Origin of the sequence: Bradyrhizobium sp. AUGA SZCCT0283 (genome assembly GCF_018130385.1) — a bacterium.
Lineage (GTDB): Bacteria > Pseudomonadota > Alphaproteobacteria > Rhizobiales > Xanthobacteraceae > Bradyrhizobium.
In genome coordinates, this window is the sequence record NZ_JAFCLU010000057.1 from 1 (window position 1) to 22,163 (window position 22,163).

Genomic DNA, 22,163 nt, shown 5'->3' on the forward strand with positions numbered 1-22,163 from the left:
CTTTCGATGGTTCTGCCAGCCGGATCGTCACCGTCACCATCTACGGCACCAACGACGCTGCGGTGATCGGCGGGGTTTCGACCGGCGCGGTCACCGAAGAGGTCGGCGTCGTTGCCGGTCACCTGTCCACCAGCGGCGCGCTCTCCATTTCCGATGCCGACCAGGGCCAGGGCAGTTTCGTCGTCCAGACCGCGACCACCGGCAACCACGGCTACGGCACCTTCACGCTCGATGCCTTGGGCAACTGGACCTACACTGCCGACAATAGCCTGACCGCCATCCAGCAGCTCGGCGCCGGCCAATCGATCACCGACAGCTTCACCGCGGTCTCTTTCGATGGTTCTGCCAGCCGGATCGTCACCGTCACCATCTACGGCACCAACGACGCTCCGATGATCGGCACGCCGACACTTCACGACGTCACCGAGGACGTGGACGTGTCAGCCGGCTATCTTACCGCGACCGGCAAGATCTCGATCAGTGACCTCGACACCGGCGAGGACCACTTCCAGACCACGGTCACCAGCGCCGCTGGCACTCTTGGCAGCCTGGTGCTCGCGGCGGACGGCAGCTACACCTATTCGGTTCTCAACGGCGCGGCAGAGACCGTCGCCAGCACGCATATTGACACCTTCACGGTGACGGCCGCCGATGGCACCACCAAGGACATCAGTTTTACCATCCACGGCAGCAACGACGCGCCAATCGTTCAAGACGGCGTACACAGCAAGATCGCAAATTTGTCGGCGGATGGTGGTCAACTTGTTTTCAGCGGCGGGTATTTCTTCGGTGACTCGGACTTCACGGTCAGCGATCCCGACGGCCCTCAATTTGGGATCGCAATCACCTCAGTCGATAATGCCAACGGTGTATGGCAATATCAGCTTGCTGGCACCTCTACCTGGACGACAATCACGCTATCGAGTGGCGAGGCCCTGCTTCTGTCAGCCGTTGATAAGCTTCGTTTTAATGGTGATGCCCACCTTCCGATTGAGTTCTTGACCTTCAGAGCGTGGGACGGAAGCGATGGGTCCACGCACGGCAGCATAATTACAATGCCCTCCATCCTGGGGGGCTCGAGTGCTTTTAGCGCCGGCACATATATCGTTGACACGAAAAATACCGGACCACGCGCACCAGCCGGCATAGCAGGCGAGCCGATTAACCTCGGCCTCGCCGATCCATCCCTGGGTCTGGATTATACCGCAACCGTGACAATTAGTGACATTCCATCCGATTGGACCGTCAATGGCGGGATCCATAATCTTGATGGTTCCTGGACGGTGCAGACGACAAACCTCGCATCGCTCAGCGTAACAACTCCGGTCTCCTACTCGGGGGCCAATCTGCTCAACGTCACTGCGGCCGTCGTCCTGGCAGACGGTTCGATCAAGACGCTGACTTTGGGAGACAACGTCGAAGCCTATTCGCCTGGCTCGCCGATTTTCGCCTGGTCCGGCGACGACTTCCTGACCGCATCGAGCGGAAACGACCTGATCGTATTCGCGCAACCCATTGGTCACGATGTCGTCTACAGTTTCGACGTAGCCCATGATCAGATCGATCTGATCGGTTATGCCGGCTTCGCAACGTTCGGCGATGTTCAAGCTCACCTCTCTGAAGACATAAACGGCAACGCGATGATCGCGCTGTCCGATGGACAAACAATTCTGCTTGAGGGCGTTCATGCCCTGGCATTGCATGATACCAATTTTGTCTTCGACCAAACCCCAATATTGAATAATGCGGGTACGTTAGCGATCGCCAACGGCGCGTTCATGCCTGTCAGCGGTACAATCCACAACACTGGCACGATTGCGCTCAACTCCACCGGTGACGAGACCGATCTGGAGCTGATCCAATATGGTGTGACGCTTGACGGCGGCGGCACGGTCTTGTTGTCGGACAGTGCCCTCAATGTTATCTCGGGCACGAGTTCGAACGTTATATTGGATAATGCAGATAATACGATCGCAGGTGCAGGCTTGCTGGGTAACGGCGAACTGAACTTGGTGAACGCTGGCACAATCAACGCGACCGGGACAAACGCACTCGTCATCGATACCGGCTCAAATATCGTGGTGAACTCAGGCACTCTTGAAGCGTCTGGGGGTGGCGGCCTGATGGTTCTCGGCGCTGTCGAGAACTCGGGATTCCTGTGGGCTAACGGCGCCAATCTGACGGTTCAAGGCGCGGTCACCGGCACGGGCTCCGCGACCATCGACGGTGCCGGCACTCTGGATTTTGAGACTGCTTCATCCGCCAGCGTTGTGTTCGGATCGGGTACAGGCGGCACGCTAAAACTCGGAGACGCCTTCCACTTCAATGGTACGATCACAGGATTCGATGGCGCGGACGTGATCGATCTTGCTAACATTGATTCCGGCACCGCCTCGATCAGTTATGAGGAAAATAGCGCAGGCACAGGCGGGACGCTGACGATCTCGGATGGGGTGCACGTTGCATTGCTCTCGCTGGTTGGAGATTACTCGGCCGACAATTTCCGCCTTGCTCCGGACCAATTAAAGGGAACGTCGATTACCTACCTGGCGCACGACCTGGTTGCGTGAGGTGGTGCGACTTCGGCGAAAAATCATCGAGCATTTCCGTTCCGTAAAAACGGGGCTCGCGCGTCATTGAGCGCAAGTGTTGCTTGTTTGCCTCACTGTCCCGAAAAGATACGAAAGAGGTCAGCCTTCTAACGAGGGCTTACCTTTATTCGGCATAATTAACCTGCAACTGGTCGTCGAGTTGATTCTATCGATCCGAGACGTTTTTAGGTCAGAAAGCTACGGGGGCAGGAATGAACTTCCGCATATTTGCTTTGATTGTTGCGGTGCCGTTCCTCGCATTCCCCGCTCAAGCCCAAGATCGTCGAACCCAGACTAGCCCGGATAGTGTTGCGAATATTCAAGTCCCACAAGCTCAACAAGCTGAAATCGGGGAAACGCAAGCCCCTAGCTTTCGCAAGGGACTTTGGCGTTTTATCCGAACGCTGGACGTTGTCAGAAGCGCCAACAAGAACATCAAATACCGGCTTGTCGATCGGGAAATGACGCGCTGTGTCGACCCGACGCACGCCATGAAGGCGACCTTCTCGTCTTCCGTCGGCAGCTGCGTTTCGGACAAGCCGGAAAAAGTCGGCAACAAGTACACATTCGGTCGCAGGTGCGATTACATGGGGGCTGTGAGCACGGTCATCACGGTACACAGTGACGAGAGTTACACCGAGGTGAACGAAGTCAGCACCGGCGATAATCCGAAGACCGATCTTGTCACTGCAAAGCGAATTGGTGATTGCGGTGACGAGAAAGCCGAGGGCTTGGCGAGGTCTGCTGTTTCTTCCTTGCAGCACTAGAACAAATCCTTGGTGCGTGGATCGCAAAAGCCGATCGCGCAACCTGGCGAGCGCTCAAGCTTACCCTTCCAGCCACTGTCGGATTGAAGCGCTCGGCGTTTCGCATCCATCAGAGTTGGTTACGTTCTTGTTTACTAGGCCGGCACGGCAAGCGGGATGGGGCTGATTTGTTAACGCGCCCTTAGTGCAGCTCGCCTGGAATGACCGCGTACCGAGTTCAGAAAACAATGATCGGTCATGGGACCGGCCGGACGCAGTCAGATGGGGAAGTGGACAATGAGCGTGGGTAGCAAGCTGGCGAAAACAAGGTCCTTCGCCCGATGCCTCTCTGTGGCGCTTGCTGTGATTGTTTCGGCGCCCTTGCTGTCGTCCCATGGCTTGGCGGAGGAGGGGTTTGGCGGCCCGACTTTCCGGAAGGGGTTGTGGAAGTTTGTGCGGACGCTCGAAATCGTTACGCAGTCCAGCGGCAGTCAAAAATTGCTTGAGCGCGAGATGACGCGCTGCGTCGATCCAACCCATGCAATGAAGGCTACATTCGCTTCGGCCCCGGTCGGAAGCTGTCATTCCTCCAAGCCGGAAAAGGTCAACAACAGGTACATCTTCTCCAACCGATGCGACTATATGGGCCCCGTCAGCACCGTGATCACGGTTCAAAGCGACGAAGCCTACACCGAGATCAACGAAATCAGGATCGGACTTCCGCGGAAAGATCAGGTGGTCGCGCGACGGATTGGTGATTGCCAGGAAGAGCACGCCGCGCTCGGCAAGCCCGCTGATCTGCCCAGCGAACAGTGAAGACGAAGGCGGGGCGTCCCGATTCCTCGCCGCGGGTCCGAAAAGCCGGCGATCCAGTTTTTTGTTGAGAGCGGCCACGAGTTGCGCGTCATTGCAACGTTTGCAACGTGAAAACCGCCTGCCTGACCTGACGGCAGGGTGCCCCTATAACTCATAACGGCCCAGCCGCGCGAAGATGACACTCGGACCGGCCTGCCGAAACACCGATTCGCGCTTCACCGAAGTCTCTGCGTCGTATTCGGGCGGCCACCGCCTGATCGAACGCGCGGTAATCGGGCGGACCCTCAAAGCGCGATCAACAGCGCAGGCAATCGGGCGTTTGCCAGGCCGAGCTGGAGCGTTCCGCGCCTAGATCTACCTCAGACCGGAACCCCACCAGTTTGGCTGGCAACTGATCCAAGCAGGCTTGCCGATACTAGAGGAAAGGGACGTCGGCCAGGCCTGGCCTACCGCCGGCCTCATTTGCGAGGCCGCTGGGCCCTTTCCCTCCGGAGCGGCGGGGATCTCCTACGTTCGTACCGGAATTCCCTGCCAGCGGGCCGTTTTTGGGGGCCTCGACGGTCGACCGTCGAAGTGCAGAGGTCGGGCGAGCAAAGCATAGTGCCAAGTCTAGGTGAGGTCGCCACCCAGGTGATGAGCCCTCGGCGCTGGCAAGGGAGATCTCTGAGCTGCCGCGGCAGGTCCCGCTTCGCCGAATCGGGGGGGCGACCGCGGGGTTTTTGCCCGGGTTGAAGGCTAGGTTCGGTGGCCCCGCTTATCTCTTGGCGAGCTCGCTTTCGACTCTCCGAATCACGGCGGTGAAAAGCCTACGTTCTCAAAACAGAGCCGATGATTCTCTGAAATTTCAATCGTTCTAAGCGGAGCTGGAAGCGGGCTGGGCGAACGCTTGGCGCTCTTCATATTCTCTGCTGAGCCCCGGGGCCGCTCACCTTGACCGTTATCTTCTGAATTTCGGTACGGCCGCCCGCATATTTGACCTCGATGGTGAGGGTGTCATCGCCGAGAAACTCGGGCGGCGACTTGTAAAACGCGACATAAGCCGGCACTTCCAGCGCCAGGCAGGCCTTGTAGTTGGTGGCTTTGGCCTTTGCGCTCTTTACGACCACCTTTCCAGCGGCAGGCGGGCTGACCAATCGAATGGTCGGCAGGGGCCCGGACGTGCAGTCCGGCAAGACGTTCAGGAAAATACCTATTTGGGTATCCTTGGCGGGTAACGCCTTAACCGAACGCTCCACGGTCGTCTCCGTCGGTGCTTGCGCGGCTGCCGTACCAACCGAACCCATGAGCAGCGCGATCGCGATAGCCTGATAGATGACCCGCACTCGACCTCTCCAAATTGAAAATTGACGAAAACTGAACAGAAGTGGGCAGGGCAGCAACCCGTCGAAAGATTAACATCGGCTAACCTTTTGTTCTGACAGGTCAGTCTGTCCCATCTTTACCACATCTGCATCGAAAGTATTGATTAACCAAAGACATTTCTTGACCGCGGTTGGGGTTAACAATAACTTAAGGAGAAATTTATCGGTAAATTTTCTGCAAATCTATTCAACGGACCTCAGGGTCGGCGGAGTTAAATTATGGACGGTCAATTTCAGGTTGCGCAGGCTACTGGCGCCGGCACTTCAAATAACACCACTACTCCTCGAATTTACAAACTGTCGAAGCCGCTGACCGACCAGGCCGTCGTCGTCAACCTCGGTTATGACCAAAAGGTCAAAGTCGACTTCTCGGGAATATCGAACGAGAAGATCACGCTGGTTCACGTCGGCGAAAAGCTGATCATCCTGTTCGACAACCAGTCCACGGTGACGGTCGAGCCGTTCTTCAAATCGCGCGCCGACGGGCTAGGTAACGAAGCGCGGGACAATATTACGGTTGAGATGGCGCCCGGTCGGGACATCTCCGTCACCGAGTTCGCCAGCCTTTTCCCGATTACGACGGATACGTCGGTATTGCCTGCGGCTGATAACAGCGGCAATTCAAACGCCAACGCCCAGGCGACGGGCGCGAGCTTCAGCCCGTTCTCGATCGATCCGCTGCCCCCCATTGGAACCAATGAGTTGGCCCCCCAGGAAGACCTGGGCACATTTGCCACCCCGCCGCAGACGGGTACCGTCGAGATACCGAGCACGCCGGCTGCACCAGGTCCGACAATTACAGCGGGTGTCGCGCCAGACCTGATCGTTGACGAGAGTTTCCTGACGGCCGCTACCAACGGCGTTGCCGGTTCGGGCCAGGCACCGCTGGGAGTGACGGTTGCAACCGGTCTGGTGCCGTTCACGGTCGATGCCCCAGCGGGTCAGCAATCCCTGACCTTCGCCCTGAACATCAACAACGCAACCACCAACCTGATCGATACGGCGACCGGCCAGGTCGTCACCCTGGTGCAGAATGGCAGCGGCGAGGTCGACGGTGTGGTCACCATCAACGGTGCCCAGATCTCGGTCTTCACTTTGACGGTCGATGGAACGGGCCAACTGACGCTGACCGATCTGCGTGCCGTTCATGAGAATACGCCCGGCAATCCCAACGAGGGCATCACTCTTCTCACCGGGCTGGTGTCACTCACGGCGACCGTGACGGACGTCAATAACAACACTGCGAGTGCGAGCGTCGATGTCGGTTCGCATCTGACGTTCCTGGATGACGGTCCTATATTGACGTTGACGGCGACCCCAACGCTAGGCGCGCTGGAGGTGGTGGAAGCGAGTGGGGTTCTCGGGCACAGTGTTGTCACGATCACGCCGCCAACGTTCACGGCGAGCGCGGTGGACGGGTTCACGACGTCGATTGACTACACGCTGGCGCTTGCCGGCGGCACGGTAACCAACCTGCTGACGACGGCAGGCAACCACCCGATCACGTTGGTGGTTGATTCGACGACGCAGATTTCCGGCAAATACGACAGCGACGCCAACGGTACGCTGGACGCGACCGCATTCACGATCACGGTTGTCGGCGACCAGGTGACGCTGACGTCGCTGGTAGCGCTGGAGCACTCGAACGCGCCGCAGGGCGTGGGCGAGGACAACACGCTGGACATCAGCACGCTGATCAACGTGGTTGCGACAGTGACGGCGACCGACGGCGACAACGACTCGATCGTAAAGTCCGCGCCCACGGCGACGCCGCTGGCGCTGACATTCGACGACACCGATCCGACAGCGATTTCGCCGGATTATGCGATTTTGAACAACGCTGTTGGTGCGACTCTAACGGCGTTTCTCGACGCCGATCACAACATTGATAATAACGTGGTCGATCAGACGGCTACAATCTCGTTTGCAAATATTACCAACGGTGAACTAGCCGTCGGGGTCGTCAACGGAAACACCGCCACGCTCACCTCCGGTGGGCAGAACATTCACTTGTTCTTGGTCGACCAGGATTCTAACCCGGCAACTCCGGATCAGCTGCAGGGTTGGACCGGAAACGCTCCTGGGCAAGGAACAGAGGTGTTCGCCGTTACGCTGTTGCCGGACGGCAGTCTCGCCACAAGCAATGATCAGTACAAAATAGAGATCTTCGCCCAGATTGGTGCAACCGAAACAAGAACCGTGAATGATTTCTCGTCTCTTGGTCAGAATACACAGCAGTTCAAAGCGTTGGATGTGGCCGGTACCACGCAAGATCTGTTGTTTTCGGGTTACGTGCAGCAAGCGAATGGCTCGTCAAACGCGGCAGGGGGCAGCTCTGTATCGGCGAGTACGACCGGAATCGGTGTCGCCAACAACTCGATGAATGACGGCGACAACCTTCGAATTGATTTCGTGAACACTGCGACAATCACGGCCGGGAACAACAACGAGTACAATTATACGACGCACTACAACATTAACGATTTCCAATTCGGCATCGTTCAAGTGAACGGAAGTCCTCCTGCTGACTCCATCGAAGTCTGGGTACGTATTTATAATGCGGATAATGATCCAGCCGGTAATACCACGGCGCTCGACTCAGGGAATCTGGCCGACGATCCGCAACTCAACACCATCACGGGAATCTCAATCAATGGTGTAGCACTGACCGCGGCCCAGTTCGCCGCACTTCAGACCGATGGGAACGGCGGTTATTTGATCACCGGCCTTGATCTTCATGATACGGTCTTGGTGCATGCTTCCGGCACCGGCTACAATCGGATCGAAATTGAGAATGCGCTTCAGACGCCTACATTCAATGACCCGACCCTTAACGGAGAAGCTTTCGACATCGGAACATTCTCCTATGTGACGACCGCAACGACCATTCCATCTGTCGGCATGTCGTTTGACCTTGCTCTGACGGACGGCGATGGCGACACCACGATTAGCGACCTCGGGGTCACCTTGGTGTCCCCTGGTACACTCTTCAACGATTATTCGAACTCAGCTAATCCGGTGACTGCGACGGTCGGGGATGCGAACAATCCTCAGGCAAATATCCGTGGATCGAGTTTCGACGATGTGTTGAATGGAAACGCTGCAGCAAATATCCTGTCAGGCGGGCTGGGTAATGACACGCTTCAGGGCAATGGGGGCGACGATATTCTGATCGGTGGTGCCGGCAGCGATAAGTTCGTGCTTGCATCGACGGCTGCGCTCAATGGTCACGATACAATAGCGGATTTGTCTTCTCTTGATGGCATCTTCATTGACGTCGCCGGTCAAAATCTGAACCTTGGTTCGGCGACTACGATCTCGGCGGGGCAATTTGTTGCTTCCAGCGGAGGTGTGCCGAATGAAGCATCTGCCGGAGCCTGGAATGGGGTCACCAACAGCTTCTTCTTCAACAATACGACTCAAGAACTTTGGTATTCTGCGAACGGAACTGGCTCGGACAAGGTTGATCTCGCTCACGTCAGTACCGGAGTTCCGACTGCGGCCTCTGTGCACACCTTCTGACGAATGGTTCTAAGGGGGAAACCCGTCGGAATCGTTCCGGCGGGTTTTCATTTTCGCTGACGAAAAGGTCACATCAACAACGGCAGGGCGCTCATATGAATGGCGCTATCGTTGGAACGGTCCTGGCCGATCCATTCTCCGTGCTCAGCGTCACCTGCGGCGGCAGGAGCTGGCTCGATATCACTACCGAGCAAATCACGCTTGGCGTAAGGCGCCGCGAACAGCTGAACGCCGCGGTGATTGATCGCGTATAACGGCGTGAAACTAGTCACGTCCGAGTCGATCATCAAATCCGAGCGCCGGCTATCGAGAATAAGCCAATGGCCGTCCAGGCGTGCGGCCAGAACGGCATGATCCTGCCGGACGGCGCGATCGCGAACCAGGACAAGCCGCAGATCGTCGCGCGGGAAGCCGGCTTCGGTGAGGGCGCCATATTTGGCGATCGCATAGTCCTCGCAGTCGCCTTTCCCCGTTGCAAAGGAGGCGAGCGGCGCGCTCCAGCGGTCGGCTTCCCCATGCTGGGCATAGTCGCTCGCATAGCGGATGGCCATGTTGACCGCGCGATTGGCCTCGTCCAGTCGATCGCGGCCGGATTTTGCCGTGACCGCTTTGATCAACCGCAGGTACTGTGCGGCATAGGATGGGCATCCCTCCGCATTTTCCCGGCAACGATCCAGCACAGCTTGTTCTTTGGTGATGTCGGATTCAATGCCGCGCCATTTGCGCCACAATGACCCCTCGGGCGCACGGAAGGAAAAGAGGCCAAATGGCTCTGTGCCGGTTGCGGGCGTCTCTTTCGGCGCTGGCGTAGCGTCGGTCGCGACGTCGGCCGGCGCCAGCGATGCGAGCCGCAAGGCTCCGGGGCCACGTCCGCGCTGACGATCGAGCTTCGCGAGAACCGCGTTGATGGTGAAGAACGTTGCGGGAGGGCGGGTTGAGGTGCGGTCGGAGCCCGGCATGAAATCGTCATTGGGTTCTGTGGCAACCGTCTCGTCGGCATACGCGCCAGGCGCCCCGGCGCAGAGTCCGATTGAAAATGCAATTGCTGCGGCAAATACCGTGGCGCCGAGTTTCGGCGTCTTCCCACGCGGTGTCATCACGACGTCCCCATTGTCAGGAACGTCAGTCAACGTCTTGTGCGTTGATCCGCGTCCCAAAGCTGTTATCGGGACGTAGATTGCGGTCGCTACCGCTTAAGCGGGGTTAAGTGGGGCTTGGAAGGAGAGCAATGTTGAAAGAGAGGGTCTACTGGTGGTTTGCAGGGTAGCTCAAGATTGAACGACCGGATTAACTAAAACGTTAAGCAAACCTTGTTGCTCAATGCTCGCGAAGGGCGTCATCGCGCAGGGTACGCGCAGGTTTTACCAGGTAATCGAGGACCGACTTCTCGCCGGTCAGCACTTCCACCGTTGCAATCATTCCGGGGATGATCGGCAATGGTTTTGCTTCGGTGCCGAGATGGTTTTTCTCGGTCCGCACCATGACGCGATAGAAGGTTTCCGGGCGCTCCGTCTTTTCCTTATCGTCAACGATGGTGTCGGCGCTGATGCGCTCGACCTTGCCCTTCAACGACCCATAGACCGATGAGTCATAGGCCGAGATCTTCACGACGGCGTCCTGATTGGGACGAATGAAGGCGATGTCTTGCGGACGAATCCGCCCCTCGACCAGCAGCGAGTCGTCGAGCGGGATGATATCCATCAAATTGGCACCGGGCTGCACCACCGCGCCGATAGTAGTGACGTTCAATTTGTTAACGATGCCGTGTACCGGCGATTTCAGATCAGTCCGTCGTACCCGATCCTGCGCGGACTTGATGTTTTCATCGAGAACGGCGAGGTCACCACGCGATTTGGCCAAATCTTCGTCGGCCTGGGAGCGGAAGGATGCGGTGATGTTGGCGATTTTTGACTGAGCCTCGGCGAGCTGCCCTCTCATTTCGGTCGCCTGCCGATCTAGCCGCAACATTTCGATTTCAGGCACGACCTTTTGCTCGTAGAGCTTGCGAGTTATCGAAAGCTCGCGATCCAACAATTTGAGTGATCCGGTAAGCCGCGTGACCTGCTGGTTCAGCACGTCAATATCCTGGGCCACTTTTTGCGACCGCATCTTAAATACGCTGGTTTCCGTTGCGACTGCAGCCGGCACCATCTGATCGAGTTGATCGGGAAACATGACCTCGCTGCGTCCCCGCGCTTCGGCTTCGAGTCGAGCTACCCGCGCGGCCATCGCCGCGCGTCGTTCACGGATTTCGCCGAATTCCGAGGCAAATTTGGTGTCCTCGATTCGCATCAGGGACTGGCCGCGCTGAACAATAGCGCCTTCCTGAATGAGAATTGCGCCGACGATACCGCCTTCGAGGCTCTGCACGACCTGGGTTTGTTGCGACGGCACGACCCGGCCGTTGCCTCGCTTGACCTCGTCCAGGACTGCAAAGTGTGCCCATGTGAGAAACGCAACAAAAAGGGCGAGGAACGAGAACAGCAGCATACGCGAGGTGCGCGGTGTGCGCAGCGCCGCTGCTGCCCGGATGTCGTTGGCAAAGGCAAAATCAGAAGAGGCCATTGAGGTTCCGCGGTATGGTTGCCGTTTATGCAGACTTGGGTTGGACCGTATTCTCCTGCGTGGGAGCAGGGGCCGGGGCCACGGGTTTTCCCTGCAGGATCGCCAACACCTTGTCGCGAGGGCCGTCGGCGACCAAACGGCCATTATCAAACAACAGCAGCCGGTCGACCATATTGAGGAGCGAGAGGCGGTGTGTCGAAATGATGATCGTCATCCGCTCGCTGCGAATAGCCTTCAGCCGCTCCAGAAACTCGGCCTCGCTCCGGACATCGAAATGGGCTGTCGGTTCATCAAGGAACAACACCCGGGGCTTCCTGATGAGCACACGGGCCAATCCTATCGCCTGCTTCTGGCCGCCTGACAGGCTGCGACCGCCCTCGGAAATCGGCATGTCGTACCCCATCGGGTGACCGGCGATGAAGCCTTCCACGCCGGACAGCCTTGCCGCCTCTAGGATCTCTTCATCCGTCGCCTCGGGTTTGCCGAGGGCGATATTATCGCGCAGCTTTCCGAAGAAGAGGTCGGTATCCTGCATTGCGAAACCGATGCCGGTACGCAGATCCGAAGGATCATACTGCCGGGAGTCAACTCCATCGACGAGAATGCGACCTTCCTTGGCTTCGTAAAAGCCGAGAAGCAGACGCCCGACGGTGGTCTTGCCCGATCCGACCCGACCGATGATGCCTACCTTTTCGCCGCCTTCGATCTTGAACGAGACGTTTTCCAGGGCGTTGCCCGGCGCACCCGGATAGGCAAAGGTTACTTTCTCGAAAGCAATCCGGCCCTCATCGATTTTCCTTGAAACGTAAGCCCGGTGCGGCGATCGCTCACGCTCCAGCGACATGATGCGGTCGATCGATTTGAGTGACGCCAAGGTCTGGGTACCCCGGGTGATCACCGAGGCTATACCTGCAATAGGCGCCAGGATGCGGCCCGCCAGCATATTGGCCGCCACCAGCGCGCCGACCGTGAGCTTGCCGTCAAGGATGAGAAAGACGCCGACTACCAGCAAAGAGAGGCTGGTGATCTGTTGGGCCATATTGGCGCTCGTCAATGATAGCGAGGACCAGAAATGCACATCCTCACCGGATCGCGCGGTAGCCGCGACCGAACGCTCCCATGCGGTCTGCATACGGGCTTCGGCGCCGGTCGCGCGAACGGTCTCCAGCCCGGACAGGGATTCCACGAGAACACCGTGACGCGCCGCGGACTCGGCCTGAAGACGCTTCATCGCGCGATCAAGCGGACGCTGAAGGATAAAGCCGGTCACGATCATGACTGGTAGCATGACGAGCGGAATCCACGCGAGCGGACCCGCGATAACGAAGAGAACTCCGATGAAGAGGACCGCAAAGAGCAAATCGGTCGCCGAAACCACACTACCGGAAGTGAAGAACTCGCGGGCCGAATCGAAGTCGCGGAGTTGATTGGCAATGATGCCGACCGAGCTCGGCCGCTGCGCCATCTTCACTGCCATCACATGTTCGAAAATATTGGCCGCGAGAACAACGTCAACCGTTTTTCCGGTGACGTCGATCATGCGGCTTCGCACCATGCGGAACAAAAAGTCGAACGCGATGGCAAGGCCCATTCCGATCGACAAGGCAATCAGCGACGGGATGGCGCCATTTGGCACGACGCGGTCGTAGACGCTCATCGTGAACAGGGGGGTTGCCAAGGCCAGCAGATTGGTCAGCAAGGCGGCGAGGGCGATGTGTCCATAGCTGCGCCAGTGCACCTTGACGACTGACCAAAACCAATGGGTTCGGGGAAGATCGCCAGCAGCGACGGCACGTGCATCCGCTTCGGCTGCGGCTCTGACGAGAAACGCATACCCGGTATATTGCTGCGTAATCGCGCTGATTTGCAGAATCTTAGGAGAATCTGGTGCGGCCAGTGGGTCGAGCACCTTGGCGCTATGGTTTGCTTCATCGATCCCTTGGAGGATCAGCGCGGTCCCATTTTTCATGATCAGGACGGCAGGCAGGACCAGCGCAGGGATGTCGAGAATGTCCCGCTTAACGGCCTCTGTTTCCAGGCCCGCTCGCTTGGCTGCCCGGTCGTAAAGTGCAACCGACAGCCTTCCGTCGAGGATTGGGAGGCCGCCCAGGATCGCCTCGCGGCTCACCGCACGCCCATGATAGGCTGCCAGATAGGTCAGCGAGGCGGTGAGGGGGTCATCACCAAGCGCACTCACTCGCTTGGGAGCGGTTGCCTGCGTGTCGGGCTCATTCTGGGGTGATCGACCGGATGCGGAGACCGGTCTGGGATTTCGGGATAACAAATTGATATTTCCCTGATCGCTAAAGGAAGTTCTAAAAAATCAAAATGGAACTAAGCCACGGGCCCAGAATACAACAAATAGCGAACAAGATCATGCAGCTAATTGGGCTGTTTCGTTGGAGAGTTAATTAAAAAATGGAAAGGGGCCCGTTAAGGGGCCCCTTTCGACAAACCGACGGTCGCGAATGGGGCTTATTTTTGGGTGTTAGGGAAGGCTGACAGCAGCCAGTGCGGCTGCCGCGGCGCAGTGGCGGCGTAAGAATTAGCCTCTGTGGTCGCCGAGCTACCGTAGATGACCTTCGGCTCGGCAGTGTCCCCTTTTTGCTGCGCCAACCACTCAGAAGCCCCTGGGACGTTCGAGGCGACCGAGGGCTTGGGCCATCTATCCTGGAAACCCTCTTCAGGCCTGGGCTCAAGCGCTGCGAGCGCACTGACCGGGCGGGCCGCTCTCCCGGCGACGGGGGCCGGGACGGGGACGCGGAGCGGCTCTGAACCGGTTTGAGGCAGATTAACTCGCAAGGTCGGAAGGCCGTAGGCTGGCAGGCCGAACGAAAGCAGATCGACCGGGGCGGTGTCCACAGCTGGCGGAGCCTTCAAATATTCCATCAAGGTTCCCATCGCAGCCAGCAATTGATAATCCGCGAAAACGATCAATGCTCGGGCCGAGGTAAGAGACACTGACGCATTAAAATATTGATTTTGAGCGTTCAACAGGTCGATCAGGGAGCGTTGGCCCAGTTCATACTCTTTTTGGAAAGCAGCGATGGTCTTCCTGTCTGCCTCCAGCTGACGTGTTAAGGCTGCAATGCGCGTAGCCGTAATGGTCCGGCCATTCCATGCCTTATCGATCGATTCATTTGCGTCTCGCTGCAATCGGGCGTGGCGCATCGTAGCCTCGGTGTAGCGCTCGGCCTTTTCCGAGCGATTCCAGACGTCCTGGCCGCCGCGGAAGATGTCCCAGGACATCACCACTTTGCCGCTGTAGTCCTCGTGGGTGGCACTGCGGCTACCCGGGGCGGTGACATACGGGAAGGAGTTGTCGTAGTGGGTTGCCCGTCCCTCAAGATAGAACTTGGGCACGTACGCGCCATCCGTCACCCGGAACGCGTGTTTGGCCGCATCAGCGTCAGATTGAGCCGCCGCAATGGTCGAATTGAAACGCAATGTAACGGCCAAGGCCTCGTCACGGCTGCTCGGCATGCCCCGCAGAGGTCCCGGGAAGCGCAGATTGATCGGCTCCAGGCCAACTAGTTTGCGGTACTTCGCCCGCGAGTCCTCAAGGCTGCGCTGAAATTCTGCAAGAGCTGCGCGCGCGTTTTCAACGCGCTCTCTCGATTGCTCCAGGTCGCCTTCGCCAGCCCGGCCACCCGAGAAGCGCGAATTTACGTTGGCGAAAATCTTCTCGTGGTTGGCGACGTTCTGCTGCGCGAGACCAACCAGCCGCATGTAACGCACGACATCCACGTACGCTTCAGCCGCGTCCAGTGCCAGTAGTTCGGTTCTTTCTTTGACCCGGGACGCAGCGGCATTAACCCGTGCCGTTTGACGCCAGACATCGTGAATCGACGCAAAACCGTCAAAAAGCAATTGCCGAACGACGACCGATTCCTGGCTGCCATTCCGCCACGGTCCAGATCCCGTAACCGGTACCTGCAACGTTGGGCTTACGATACCGGGAGACTGGTCGAATTTTTCCGGCCCGTAGCTGGCATCAATGCGCACTTGCGGCAGCAATGTGCTTTGAGTCTGCCGCAGTTCGCTTTCCGTCGCGCGCCGATTGGCCGACGCTTCGCCGACGCCCGGATGCGTTTGCATGGCCTGACGCAGGGCGTCATTAATTGAAAATACCTCCGCGCTCGCCGGGTTGGCGGCCAAAAAAAAGCCCGCGATCGCAAAATATAACGGTTTCATAGGTCCCGCCCCACTAAAATTCATTACCGGAATCTCCACCAAAAACCGTAACAAATGGAACAACTTTCACCTATGACATTTCAGCCACACGTACTCTCTAATCTTGTTCTCTGTTCGGTTGGTCGACGGCGAGGCAGGAAAATCTATGTATTTTCAATTAGTTATTGAGGATTGGTCGTTGCGTTTAGGCCACAGTGCGTAGGGCCAATCCGGACTTTTGGTTAACAGGGCCTGAAACTACGGGTCTGCCGCCCGTGCTTCGCAGCCGTGTGTTATAATTGATATCCCCGAAACTCCGTTTTCGACCTTCGCTGTTTTTTTACCCGGCCCGCCTCCGGGCCCACCACTTCAACCGGGGCGTTTGAAATTCCGGGTGCTCAAGATCGCAAACGCTGCGATGGAAACGAGGCGAACCCTCACGCCGGTCTGTCTCCCAATAAACGACGCTTACCACGCCAGATCATACCGCCGACGCAATCGTTCCTTGAGTGCGTCCGTCAGATCGCGCCCTCTGCGGTTCTCGAACGCGGCCGCCGCAGGCGTAATCGTCAACATCGCACGCCAGTTTGTTGCTCCATAGACGGTAACTACGGAAGTCCTTTTTGGGACATTCTGGATGCTGCGACAGAATCACGTTCAATCATCGAGGCGAGCTGGTCGGCGGGTTTTATTTCTTTCCGCCGGATTGGCGTAGCGGCTGCCATCGGAGGTTCGGCAGACTCTAACAAGACCTGCTCGCTAAACTGACGATCGTATTAGAGGGGCCAACCGCGTCCGTTGGATCTCTTCGCCATCATTTTCATGATTTGAATTAGCTTGTTGATCGTCGCTAAAATCGTCCAGGGGTGGGAGGAAGCTCCCGGCAGCGGGGCAGTGAAAAAACCGGGAAGAAAAGTATTTTAAAAAGATTATTGTTTTTTGACGTTTCTTCTCGTGTTGGCTTCCTCCTCTATGCGGGTGACCTGGTTGGTGAGCCCCACGATCACCTGCTTCGCCAAGCCGTGGGTCAATGTATATGCCTGCTCGGAGCCACCATCGAATAACCGCAGAATTACCTCCGTGTGGTAAATGTCAATGCTCACCACAGCACGGGTTGCTTGAACTGTTGACAGCCCGATTGGGCCACGAGATGCGAGACGTTGAATGTCATTCGCGCAACTTTTGGCGATCGTCACCAATTGGGTCAGCTCTACCTGGTTAACACTCATTGTCTGGCCTGAGATGGCTTCCAGCAGGAACCGCCCTTCGCTCGTGCGAGTTATCCTCATTCAGCGGCGCCTCCTTCTAACCAGGATTCTTCAGTGCCACTCTCGATGAGGGCGACGAGGGGCGTGCCTTGCCTTGCGTGCATGTCCTGATTCACATCGGCGCAATGTGGGCAACTCCAGTCGCGCGCAGGCTTCAAATTGCCGGCGGGCTTTGGTTCGTCGTGGACAATCAGGTTTTTGATCAAGTCAGGGATGGCTACCGCTCCTGAACGCAAAAAATTCGAAATCGCGACGTGCCTTGTCAATGTCACAATACTGCCGGCTCGATTGGGCTGAAACACGTATTTCTACGGATCGATATTGATAATTTTAGCGATGGGGGTGCTTCTCGGTTTGCTCAAGGCAGACCAACATCAACCACTGCTTTGAATATGGACGCGCCACCGAAAATCAAATGCACCATAAAAGCGCCCACGGTTTCAGGGCGCATTCCGATGGAAGCCGCGGAACCGCGCACGTCACTTGACCGCTTCTTTGCCGCGCCGCCTGAGTCGCGGAATCGCGGAATCGTAGCTTGCATCTCAAACAGCCCGAGTTCAGTCAGTAGCTCGGACTTTGCGACCATTCGGTAGGCTCTGACATCCCGCAGAAGCCCACGAATTCAATCAATCTCCCGGCGGAAGAAGCGCGAGTATGTCCTCGGCCGCGAGAAACTTTTCTTTCGCCGCCTGCGCCCGGCTTTGCCTTGGGCCAATCTGGGGACGAATTGTCCGTACAGCAATTTTCACTTGTTAACGCCGGAGGCGTCTCACGCAGTCTCGCGGTGGCGTTGTTTTTCGCGGATGCATGCGAGTCTGATTGGAAAAGGCTCCTTGACCGACCCTCAACGGTTTTGTCAATGCCAGCACCTGCGCGTCGCGATGATGCGCCTCGCTCTCGAAGGCGGCGCGCAAGCGCGTTAGTTCGCTACCAATTCTGGCTCGGTTTGGCTATCCACCGCGATCACCCTCGCTTCCCAGATAATTGCGACGTGGGCAGGCCGGAGAACGAAGGCTCGTCGAGCATGGTGACTTCCGCAGCGTCGCCCTTCACCGGCAGGCGAGCCTCGAATTTAGGCGCGATGTCGTTGACGGGTTCTCTGTTTTTCCGATTGAGGCGACCGGCACGAATTGTTCGTCAGGCGGTGCAACCGTCAGTTTCTTGATGCGTCGGCACGTGTTGCGCTTCCGATGGCATTGGCCGCAGAGGTGCGCTTCTCGTTGCCATCATTGAATTGGTTCGCAAGTGCTTCTTGATCTTGCTTACTCGATAGCGTTGCGAGGAGTTCGTCCAAGGATTGTTGGTTGGCCGGAACTAGCGGAAATTCATCGGGCAACGTGCGCGTGTTCACGCGCCTGCGTCTTCCTCCGCGATATTCTTCACTTCATCCTGGCCGGGGAAGCGGTGAATTTTGACCGTGGCGTCGTCCGGGTTGCGCCGGAGAGCGCCGTGGCAGCTTGTTCCAGCCTTTGTCGGGCGACATGGAAGATCGACCCTCTGATGACACGCGGAATTGACCCCCTCGCGGCGTTAGAAAGTTTCAGTTACTCAATTCAGCTCCTCTGCGGTTCCAGAATCCGCGGAGGGAGGCCATGCGGGAGCCGGAAGAGATATCGGCGATACTCCGGCTCAACGAGCTGGGGTGGGATAGCAAACGGATTGCCCGGGAGCTTGGGATCAGCCGCAACACGGCGAAGGATTACATAGCGGCCCGCAGTTGACGTCCTATCGACGGCCGCAGCGCAAAAAAAGTAAGCACCCGCCCAAGGCCGCGCGAGACTCTGGTCCGAACTCCAGGCCGGCCGTGCAATGATGTGTGGACGGCGTATTTTCCGCGATTGACGGCCGGTTCGTGCGATGGCCTCGTTTCTATCAAGGAGCGAGGTTATGCTGATCGAAGAGCAGCTTCGGGAGCGGCTAAAGAAGGTGGAGGCGCTGTATTTCGGCGCGACCACTGCGGGAGAACGTGGTGCCGCCGAAGCCGCAGCAGAGCGGCTGAAGGCCAAGCTCGAGGAGGCCTGCCGCCGCGATCCCGCCGTCGAGATGAAGTTCAGCTTGCCGGACCAATGGTCGGTCCGATTGTTCATCGCCTTGTGCCGGCGTTATGGCATTCGGCCGTTCCGATATCCGCGGCAGCGCTCGACGACGATCATGGTCAGGGCGCCGCGCCGCTTTTTCGACACCGTGGTGTGGCGGCAGTTTTCTGACCTGCACACGGACCTCTGGCTCTATTTCGAGCAGACGACGGAGCGGCTGATCCGGGAGGCTATCCACGCCGATACTGCGGACGCCGAGACCGCAGTCGAGCCGGCCAGCCTGCGATGACGCGCATCATGCCGCCATCCCGGTTCGTTCGGGTTCGACACTCCAATTCTACGCCAGAAGATCGCGCAGCCCGTCGATGCCGTTTTGACCCGACGTGATAGTTAGGCTGCCTGAGCGGCGGCGGGATTTGACGCCGTGCGTTTCCATTCCCAAGGCAACAGCTCATGGAGCCGCCCCTGCGGGATGCCGGCGATGCGGCCGAGTACGTCGGCGAGCCAGGCCAGCGGGTCGACGTCGTTGAACTTCGCCGTCATGATCAACGTGGCCATGGCCGCAGCACGGTCGGCACCGCGTTCGGAACCGGCGAACAGCCAGGATTTGCGTCCCAGGGCAAAGCCGCGCAGCGCGCGTTCGGCCGCGTTGTTGGTGAGGCAGATCCGGCCGTCGTCGATGAATCGCGCAAACCGGCCCCAACGCTTGAGCATGTAGTCGATTGGCTCGGCAACGGAGGCCGAGCGCGACAGGCGGACACGCTCCTCCCGCAGCCAGGCTTCCAGGGCCGTCACAAGAGGCGCGCTCTGCTCCTTGCGGACGAGCAGCCGCTCGTCGGCGACAAGGCCATTGATGCCGCGCTCGATATCGAACAGCATATCGATGCGCCTGACGGCCTCCAGCGCGACAGGCGAGATCGCGGCTGCCTTCTTGCCACGCCGGGCATTGGCGGCAATATCAGCCAACTCGAAGAACTGCCGCCTTGCGTGCGCCCAACTTGCGTCAGGATAAGTCCTGGAAAGGAGGAAGAATGTGATCTGAAACCTTTCATCGTGACCCAGAGGGTTCGACGCCCTCCCGGCAAAGGCGGAGCCCGCCAGCCGGAAGCGAGTCTTGCATGGGCGATGGCAACATCGCTCGTGAAGCGTAGACAGCGGGTACCAAAGCCCTGTGGCTAGCCTCGAAATCATGGTCGTGCTGAAGCCTTCGACGTGTTGGGTTCGGGGGCAGCACTGGGAAAGCCGCTATGGCCAGGCTTACCGGTTCGGCCGGGGTCTCTGAGCAGGGCAAAGGTACGGGATGGGTCACCAGGAAACCTGAGAGGTCCCGTTTGTGCCCACATGGAAAGCCGGCGCGGAGCACCGGCCTAAACAACGCTCCAGGCCCATTGACCGACTTGGCGAGCATTGGGAGCGCGCACGCGAACACGAAACACCAAGGCATGTGGAATCCCGAGGCGAAGACATAAGCTGACGGACATGTGCGGCGGGAAGTCGTAGCGGCTTCGTAGTACCGAGGAAGGCGGGGAACTGGGCTCACCGGGACCCGCTGAAGGGAAGGGAATCGCCACGCGTTAAGACCCATTGACGAGAAACACGGGAGGGAACGCTGAGTCCCGCAAACCTGTCCACGAAACGACAATGGATAGCCGATCTGGCGAGGAAACATCCCGAGCGGGTGCTGACCTCGCTGCATCACCTGATCGACCATGAATGGATGCTCGAAGCCTATCGCCTGACGCGCAAGGATGGCGCGCCCGGCATCGACGGCATGATGGCGACCGATTATGAGGCGAACCTGGAGGCCAATCTTGATGATCTCCTGGCGCGCATCAAATCCGGCCGATACATCGCGCCGCCGGTGCGACGGCACTACATACCGAAAGCAGATGGCACCGAACGGCCCTTGGGCATCCCGACATTGGAAGACAAGGTGGCGCAGCGGGCGATTCTCCTGCTGCTGGAGCCGATCTACGAAACGGACTTCTTGCCGTGCTCGTACGGCTTCCGGCCGGGACGGTCGGCCCATGAGGCCCTGCACGCGCTACGCAATGGGTTCATGGAGCAAGGGCTGCGCTGGGTGGTGGACGTCGATATCTCGAAATACTTCGACACCATCGACCACGCGCACCTGCGCCGATTCCTCGACCTGCGAGTCACGGACGGCATCGTCCGGAGGATGATTGATAAATGGCTGAAGGCGGGGGTGCTCGAAAAGGGCGTCCTACGCCGCACGACTGGCGGAACGCCCCAAGGCGGCGTGATCTCGCCACTGCTTGCAAACATCTACCTGCACTATGTGCTGGATGAATGGTTCGAGCAGATGGCGCGACCGCGGCTCAAGGGGCGATGCCAACTGGTCCGATACGCTGATGACGCGGTGATCGCCTTCGAGGACCATCTGTCCGGCAAGCGATTGCTGAATGTGCTGGGCAAGCGGCTCGATCGGTATGGGCTTCAACTCCATCCGACCAAGACCCGCTCGTAGACTTCCGGTTCAAACGCCCGGGTGGGCGTCATCCCGCAACGGCGGGGACCACATTCAACTTCCTTGGCTTCACCCATGTGTGGGGGAAATCGCGGAAGGGTAAGAATGTCGTCCGACAGATAAGGGCAAAAGACCGTTATGCCCGCGCGCTGGCTTCCGTGACGGAATGGTGTCGGCTCAACCTGCATCGTCCGTTCCGGGAACAGCACGCCCATCTGTCACGGGTGATCCGGGGGCACTGCGCCTACTACGGCATCTCCGGAAACGGCCGACGGATCAGATGGTATCACCACCAGCTCACGCGGATATGGAAGAAATGGCTCGCACGGCGTGGCCGCCACAGCAATCTGCCGTGGTCGCGCTTCCGGGCCATGCTCGCGCGGCATCCGCTGCCGCCAGCCAAGATCGTCCACCAATATGCCTTGTCGTGAGCGAACCTTACGCGTGAAGAACCGGATGCGGGTAATCCGCTCGTCCGGGTCTGTGAGGGGCGGGGACGGAAACATCCCCGCCTACTCGGCACAGCGCCGACGTGATCGGCCCCGGCAAGCGGGACGGCTCGTAAAGCTCGTTGTACCCGTCATAAGCGTCGGCCTG

The 22,163-nt window shown here is 58.4% G+C and carries 15 protein-coding genes and 1 pseudogene; 7 read left to right on the forward strand and 9 right to left on the reverse strand.

Features of this window, described 5'->3' with window-relative positions:
* The 3 genes from JQ624_RS36645 to JQ624_RS36655 all read left to right on the forward strand — a co-directional run.
* A partial coding sequence (locus JQ624_RS36645) for a VCBS domain-containing protein (RefSeq protein ID WP_212423743.1) occupies positions 1-2,570 on the forward strand: 2,570 nt, incomplete at its 5' end.
* 233 nt (positions 2,571-2,803) lie between these two features.
* Complete coding sequence (locus tag JQ624_RS36650; RefSeq protein ID WP_212423744.1) at positions 2,804-3,358, forward strand: DUF3617 family protein; 555 nt, start codon at positions 2,804-2,806, stop codon at positions 3,356-3,358.
* Between the two features lie 276 nt (positions 3,359-3,634).
* On the forward strand, positions 3,635-4,153 hold the full coding sequence (locus tag JQ624_RS36655) for a DUF3617 family protein (RefSeq protein ID WP_212423745.1): 519 nt from the start codon (positions 3,635-3,637) through the stop codon (positions 4,151-4,153).
* Between the two features lie 896 nt (positions 4,154-5,049).
* On the opposite strand, the gene JQ624_RS36660 is transcribed toward JQ624_RS36655, so the two are convergent.
* Positions 5,050-5,475 carry a hypothetical protein gene (locus tag JQ624_RS36660; protein ID WP_312014557.1) on the reverse strand — a complete coding sequence of 142 codons (426 nt, stop codon included), beginning with the start codon at positions 5,473-5,475 and terminating at the stop codon, positions 5,050-5,052.
* A 258-nt stretch (positions 5,476-5,733) separates the two neighbouring features.
* On the opposite strand from JQ624_RS36660, the gene JQ624_RS36665 reads away from it, so the two are divergent.
* Complete coding sequence (locus JQ624_RS36665; protein ID WP_212423746.1) at positions 5,734-9,036, forward strand: DUF5801 repeats-in-toxin domain-containing protein; 3,303 nt, start codon at positions 5,734-5,736, stop codon at positions 9,034-9,036.
* A 68-nt stretch (positions 9,037-9,104) separates the two neighbouring features.
* On the opposite strand, the gene JQ624_RS36670 is transcribed toward JQ624_RS36665, so the two are convergent.
* From JQ624_RS36670 to JQ624_RS36700, 7 genes are all read right to left on the reverse strand, one after another.
* Entirely contained in the window at positions 9,105-9,995 is an 891-nt protein-coding gene (locus tag JQ624_RS36670; protein ID WP_212423747.1) for a transglutaminase-like cysteine peptidase, read from the reverse strand.
* 358 nt (positions 9,996-10,353) lie between these two features.
* On the reverse strand, positions 10,354-11,601 hold the full coding sequence (locus JQ624_RS36675; protein WP_212423748.1) for an HlyD family type I secretion periplasmic adaptor subunit: 1,248 nt from the start codon (positions 11,599-11,601) through the stop codon (positions 10,354-10,356).
* 25 nt (positions 11,602-11,626) lie between these two features.
* Entirely contained in the window at positions 11,627-13,798 is a 2,172-nt protein-coding gene (locus JQ624_RS36680) for a type I secretion system permease/ATPase (protein WP_312014558.1), read from the reverse strand.
* A 278-nt stretch (positions 13,799-14,076) separates the two neighbouring features.
* Complete coding sequence (locus tag JQ624_RS36685) at positions 14,077-15,795, reverse strand: TolC family outer membrane protein (RefSeq protein WP_212423749.1); 1,719 nt, start codon at positions 15,793-15,795, stop codon at positions 14,077-14,079.
* 908 nt (positions 15,796-16,703) lie between these two features.
* Complete coding sequence (locus JQ624_RS36690; protein ID WP_212423750.1) at positions 16,704-17,063, reverse strand: hypothetical protein; 360 nt, start codon at positions 17,061-17,063, stop codon at positions 16,704-16,706.
* A gap of 337 nt (positions 17,064-17,400) precedes the next feature.
* Entirely contained in the window at positions 17,401-17,628 is a 228-nt protein-coding gene (locus JQ624_RS36695) for a hypothetical protein (RefSeq protein ID WP_212423751.1), read from the reverse strand.
* A gap of 567 nt (positions 17,629-18,195) precedes the next feature.
* On the reverse strand, positions 18,196-18,393 hold the full coding sequence (locus tag JQ624_RS36700) for a hypothetical protein (RefSeq protein ID WP_212423752.1): 198 nt from the start codon (positions 18,391-18,393) through the stop codon (positions 18,196-18,198).
* Between the two features lie 536 nt (positions 18,394-18,929).
* On the opposite strand from JQ624_RS36700, the gene JQ624_RS36705 reads away from it, so the two are divergent.
* Positions 18,930-19,367 carry a hypothetical protein gene (locus JQ624_RS36705; protein ID WP_212423753.1) on the forward strand — a complete coding sequence of 146 codons (438 nt, stop codon included), beginning with the start codon at positions 18,930-18,932 and terminating at the stop codon, positions 19,365-19,367.
* A 101-nt stretch (positions 19,368-19,468) separates the two neighbouring features.
* Here the strand turns inward: JQ624_RS36705 and JQ624_RS36710 are convergent.
* Positions 19,469-20,074 (reverse strand): annotated as a pseudogene (locus tag JQ624_RS36710) (transposase); the annotation flags it as partial.
* A 682-nt stretch (positions 20,075-20,756) separates the two neighbouring features.
* Between JQ624_RS36710 and ltrA the strand changes: the two are divergent.
* Positions 20,757-21,566 carry a group II intron reverse transcriptase/maturase gene (gene ltrA / locus JQ624_RS39060; RefSeq protein ID WP_312014559.1) on the forward strand — a complete coding sequence of 270 codons (810 nt, stop codon included), beginning with the start codon at positions 20,757-20,759 and terminating at the stop codon, positions 21,564-21,566.
* A gap of 158 nt (positions 21,567-21,724) precedes the next feature.
* Positions 21,725-21,997: a hypothetical protein gene (locus tag JQ624_RS39065; RefSeq protein WP_249130356.1), complete on the forward strand. Its 273-nt coding sequence runs from the start codon at positions 21,725-21,727 to the stop codon at positions 21,995-21,997.
* The last annotated feature ends 166 nt before the right edge of the window (positions 21,998-22,163 follow it).

Bases quoted from the DNA above. Each gene is read 5' to 3' on its own strand.
- JQ624_RS36650 (WP_212423744.1), top strand. From the start codon at position 2,804: ATGAACTTCCGCATATTTGCTTTGATTGTTGCGGTGCCGTTCCTCGCA.
- JQ624_RS36655 (WP_212423745.1), top strand. From the start codon at position 3,635: ATGAGCGTGGGTAGCAAGCTGGCGAAAACAAGGTCCTTCGCCCGATGC.
- JQ624_RS36665 (WP_212423746.1), top strand. From the start codon at position 5,734: ATGGACGGTCAATTTCAGGTTGCGCAGGCTACTGGCGCCGGCACTTCA.
- JQ624_RS36670 (WP_212423747.1), bottom strand. From the start codon at position 9,995: ATGCCGGGCTCCGACCGCACCTCAACCCGCCCTCCCGCAACGTTCTTC.
- JQ624_RS36675 (WP_212423748.1), bottom strand. From the start codon at position 11,601: ATGGCCTCTTCTGATTTTGCCTTTGCCAACGACATCCGGGCAGCAGCG.
- JQ624_RS36685 (WP_212423749.1), bottom strand. From the start codon at position 15,795: ATGAAACCGTTATATTTTGCGATCGCGGGCTTTTTTTTGGCCGCCAAC.
- JQ624_RS36690 (WP_212423750.1), bottom strand. From the start codon at position 17,063: ATGAGGATAACTCGCACGAGCGAAGGGCGGTTCCTGCTGGAAGCCATC.
- JQ624_RS36695 (WP_212423751.1), bottom strand. From the start codon at position 17,628: ATGGTCGCAAAGTCCGAGCTACTGACTGAACTCGGGCTGTTTGAGATG.
- JQ624_RS36705 (WP_212423753.1), top strand. From the start codon at position 18,930: ATGCTGATCGAAGAGCAGCTTCGGGAGCGGCTAAAGAAGGTGGAGGCG.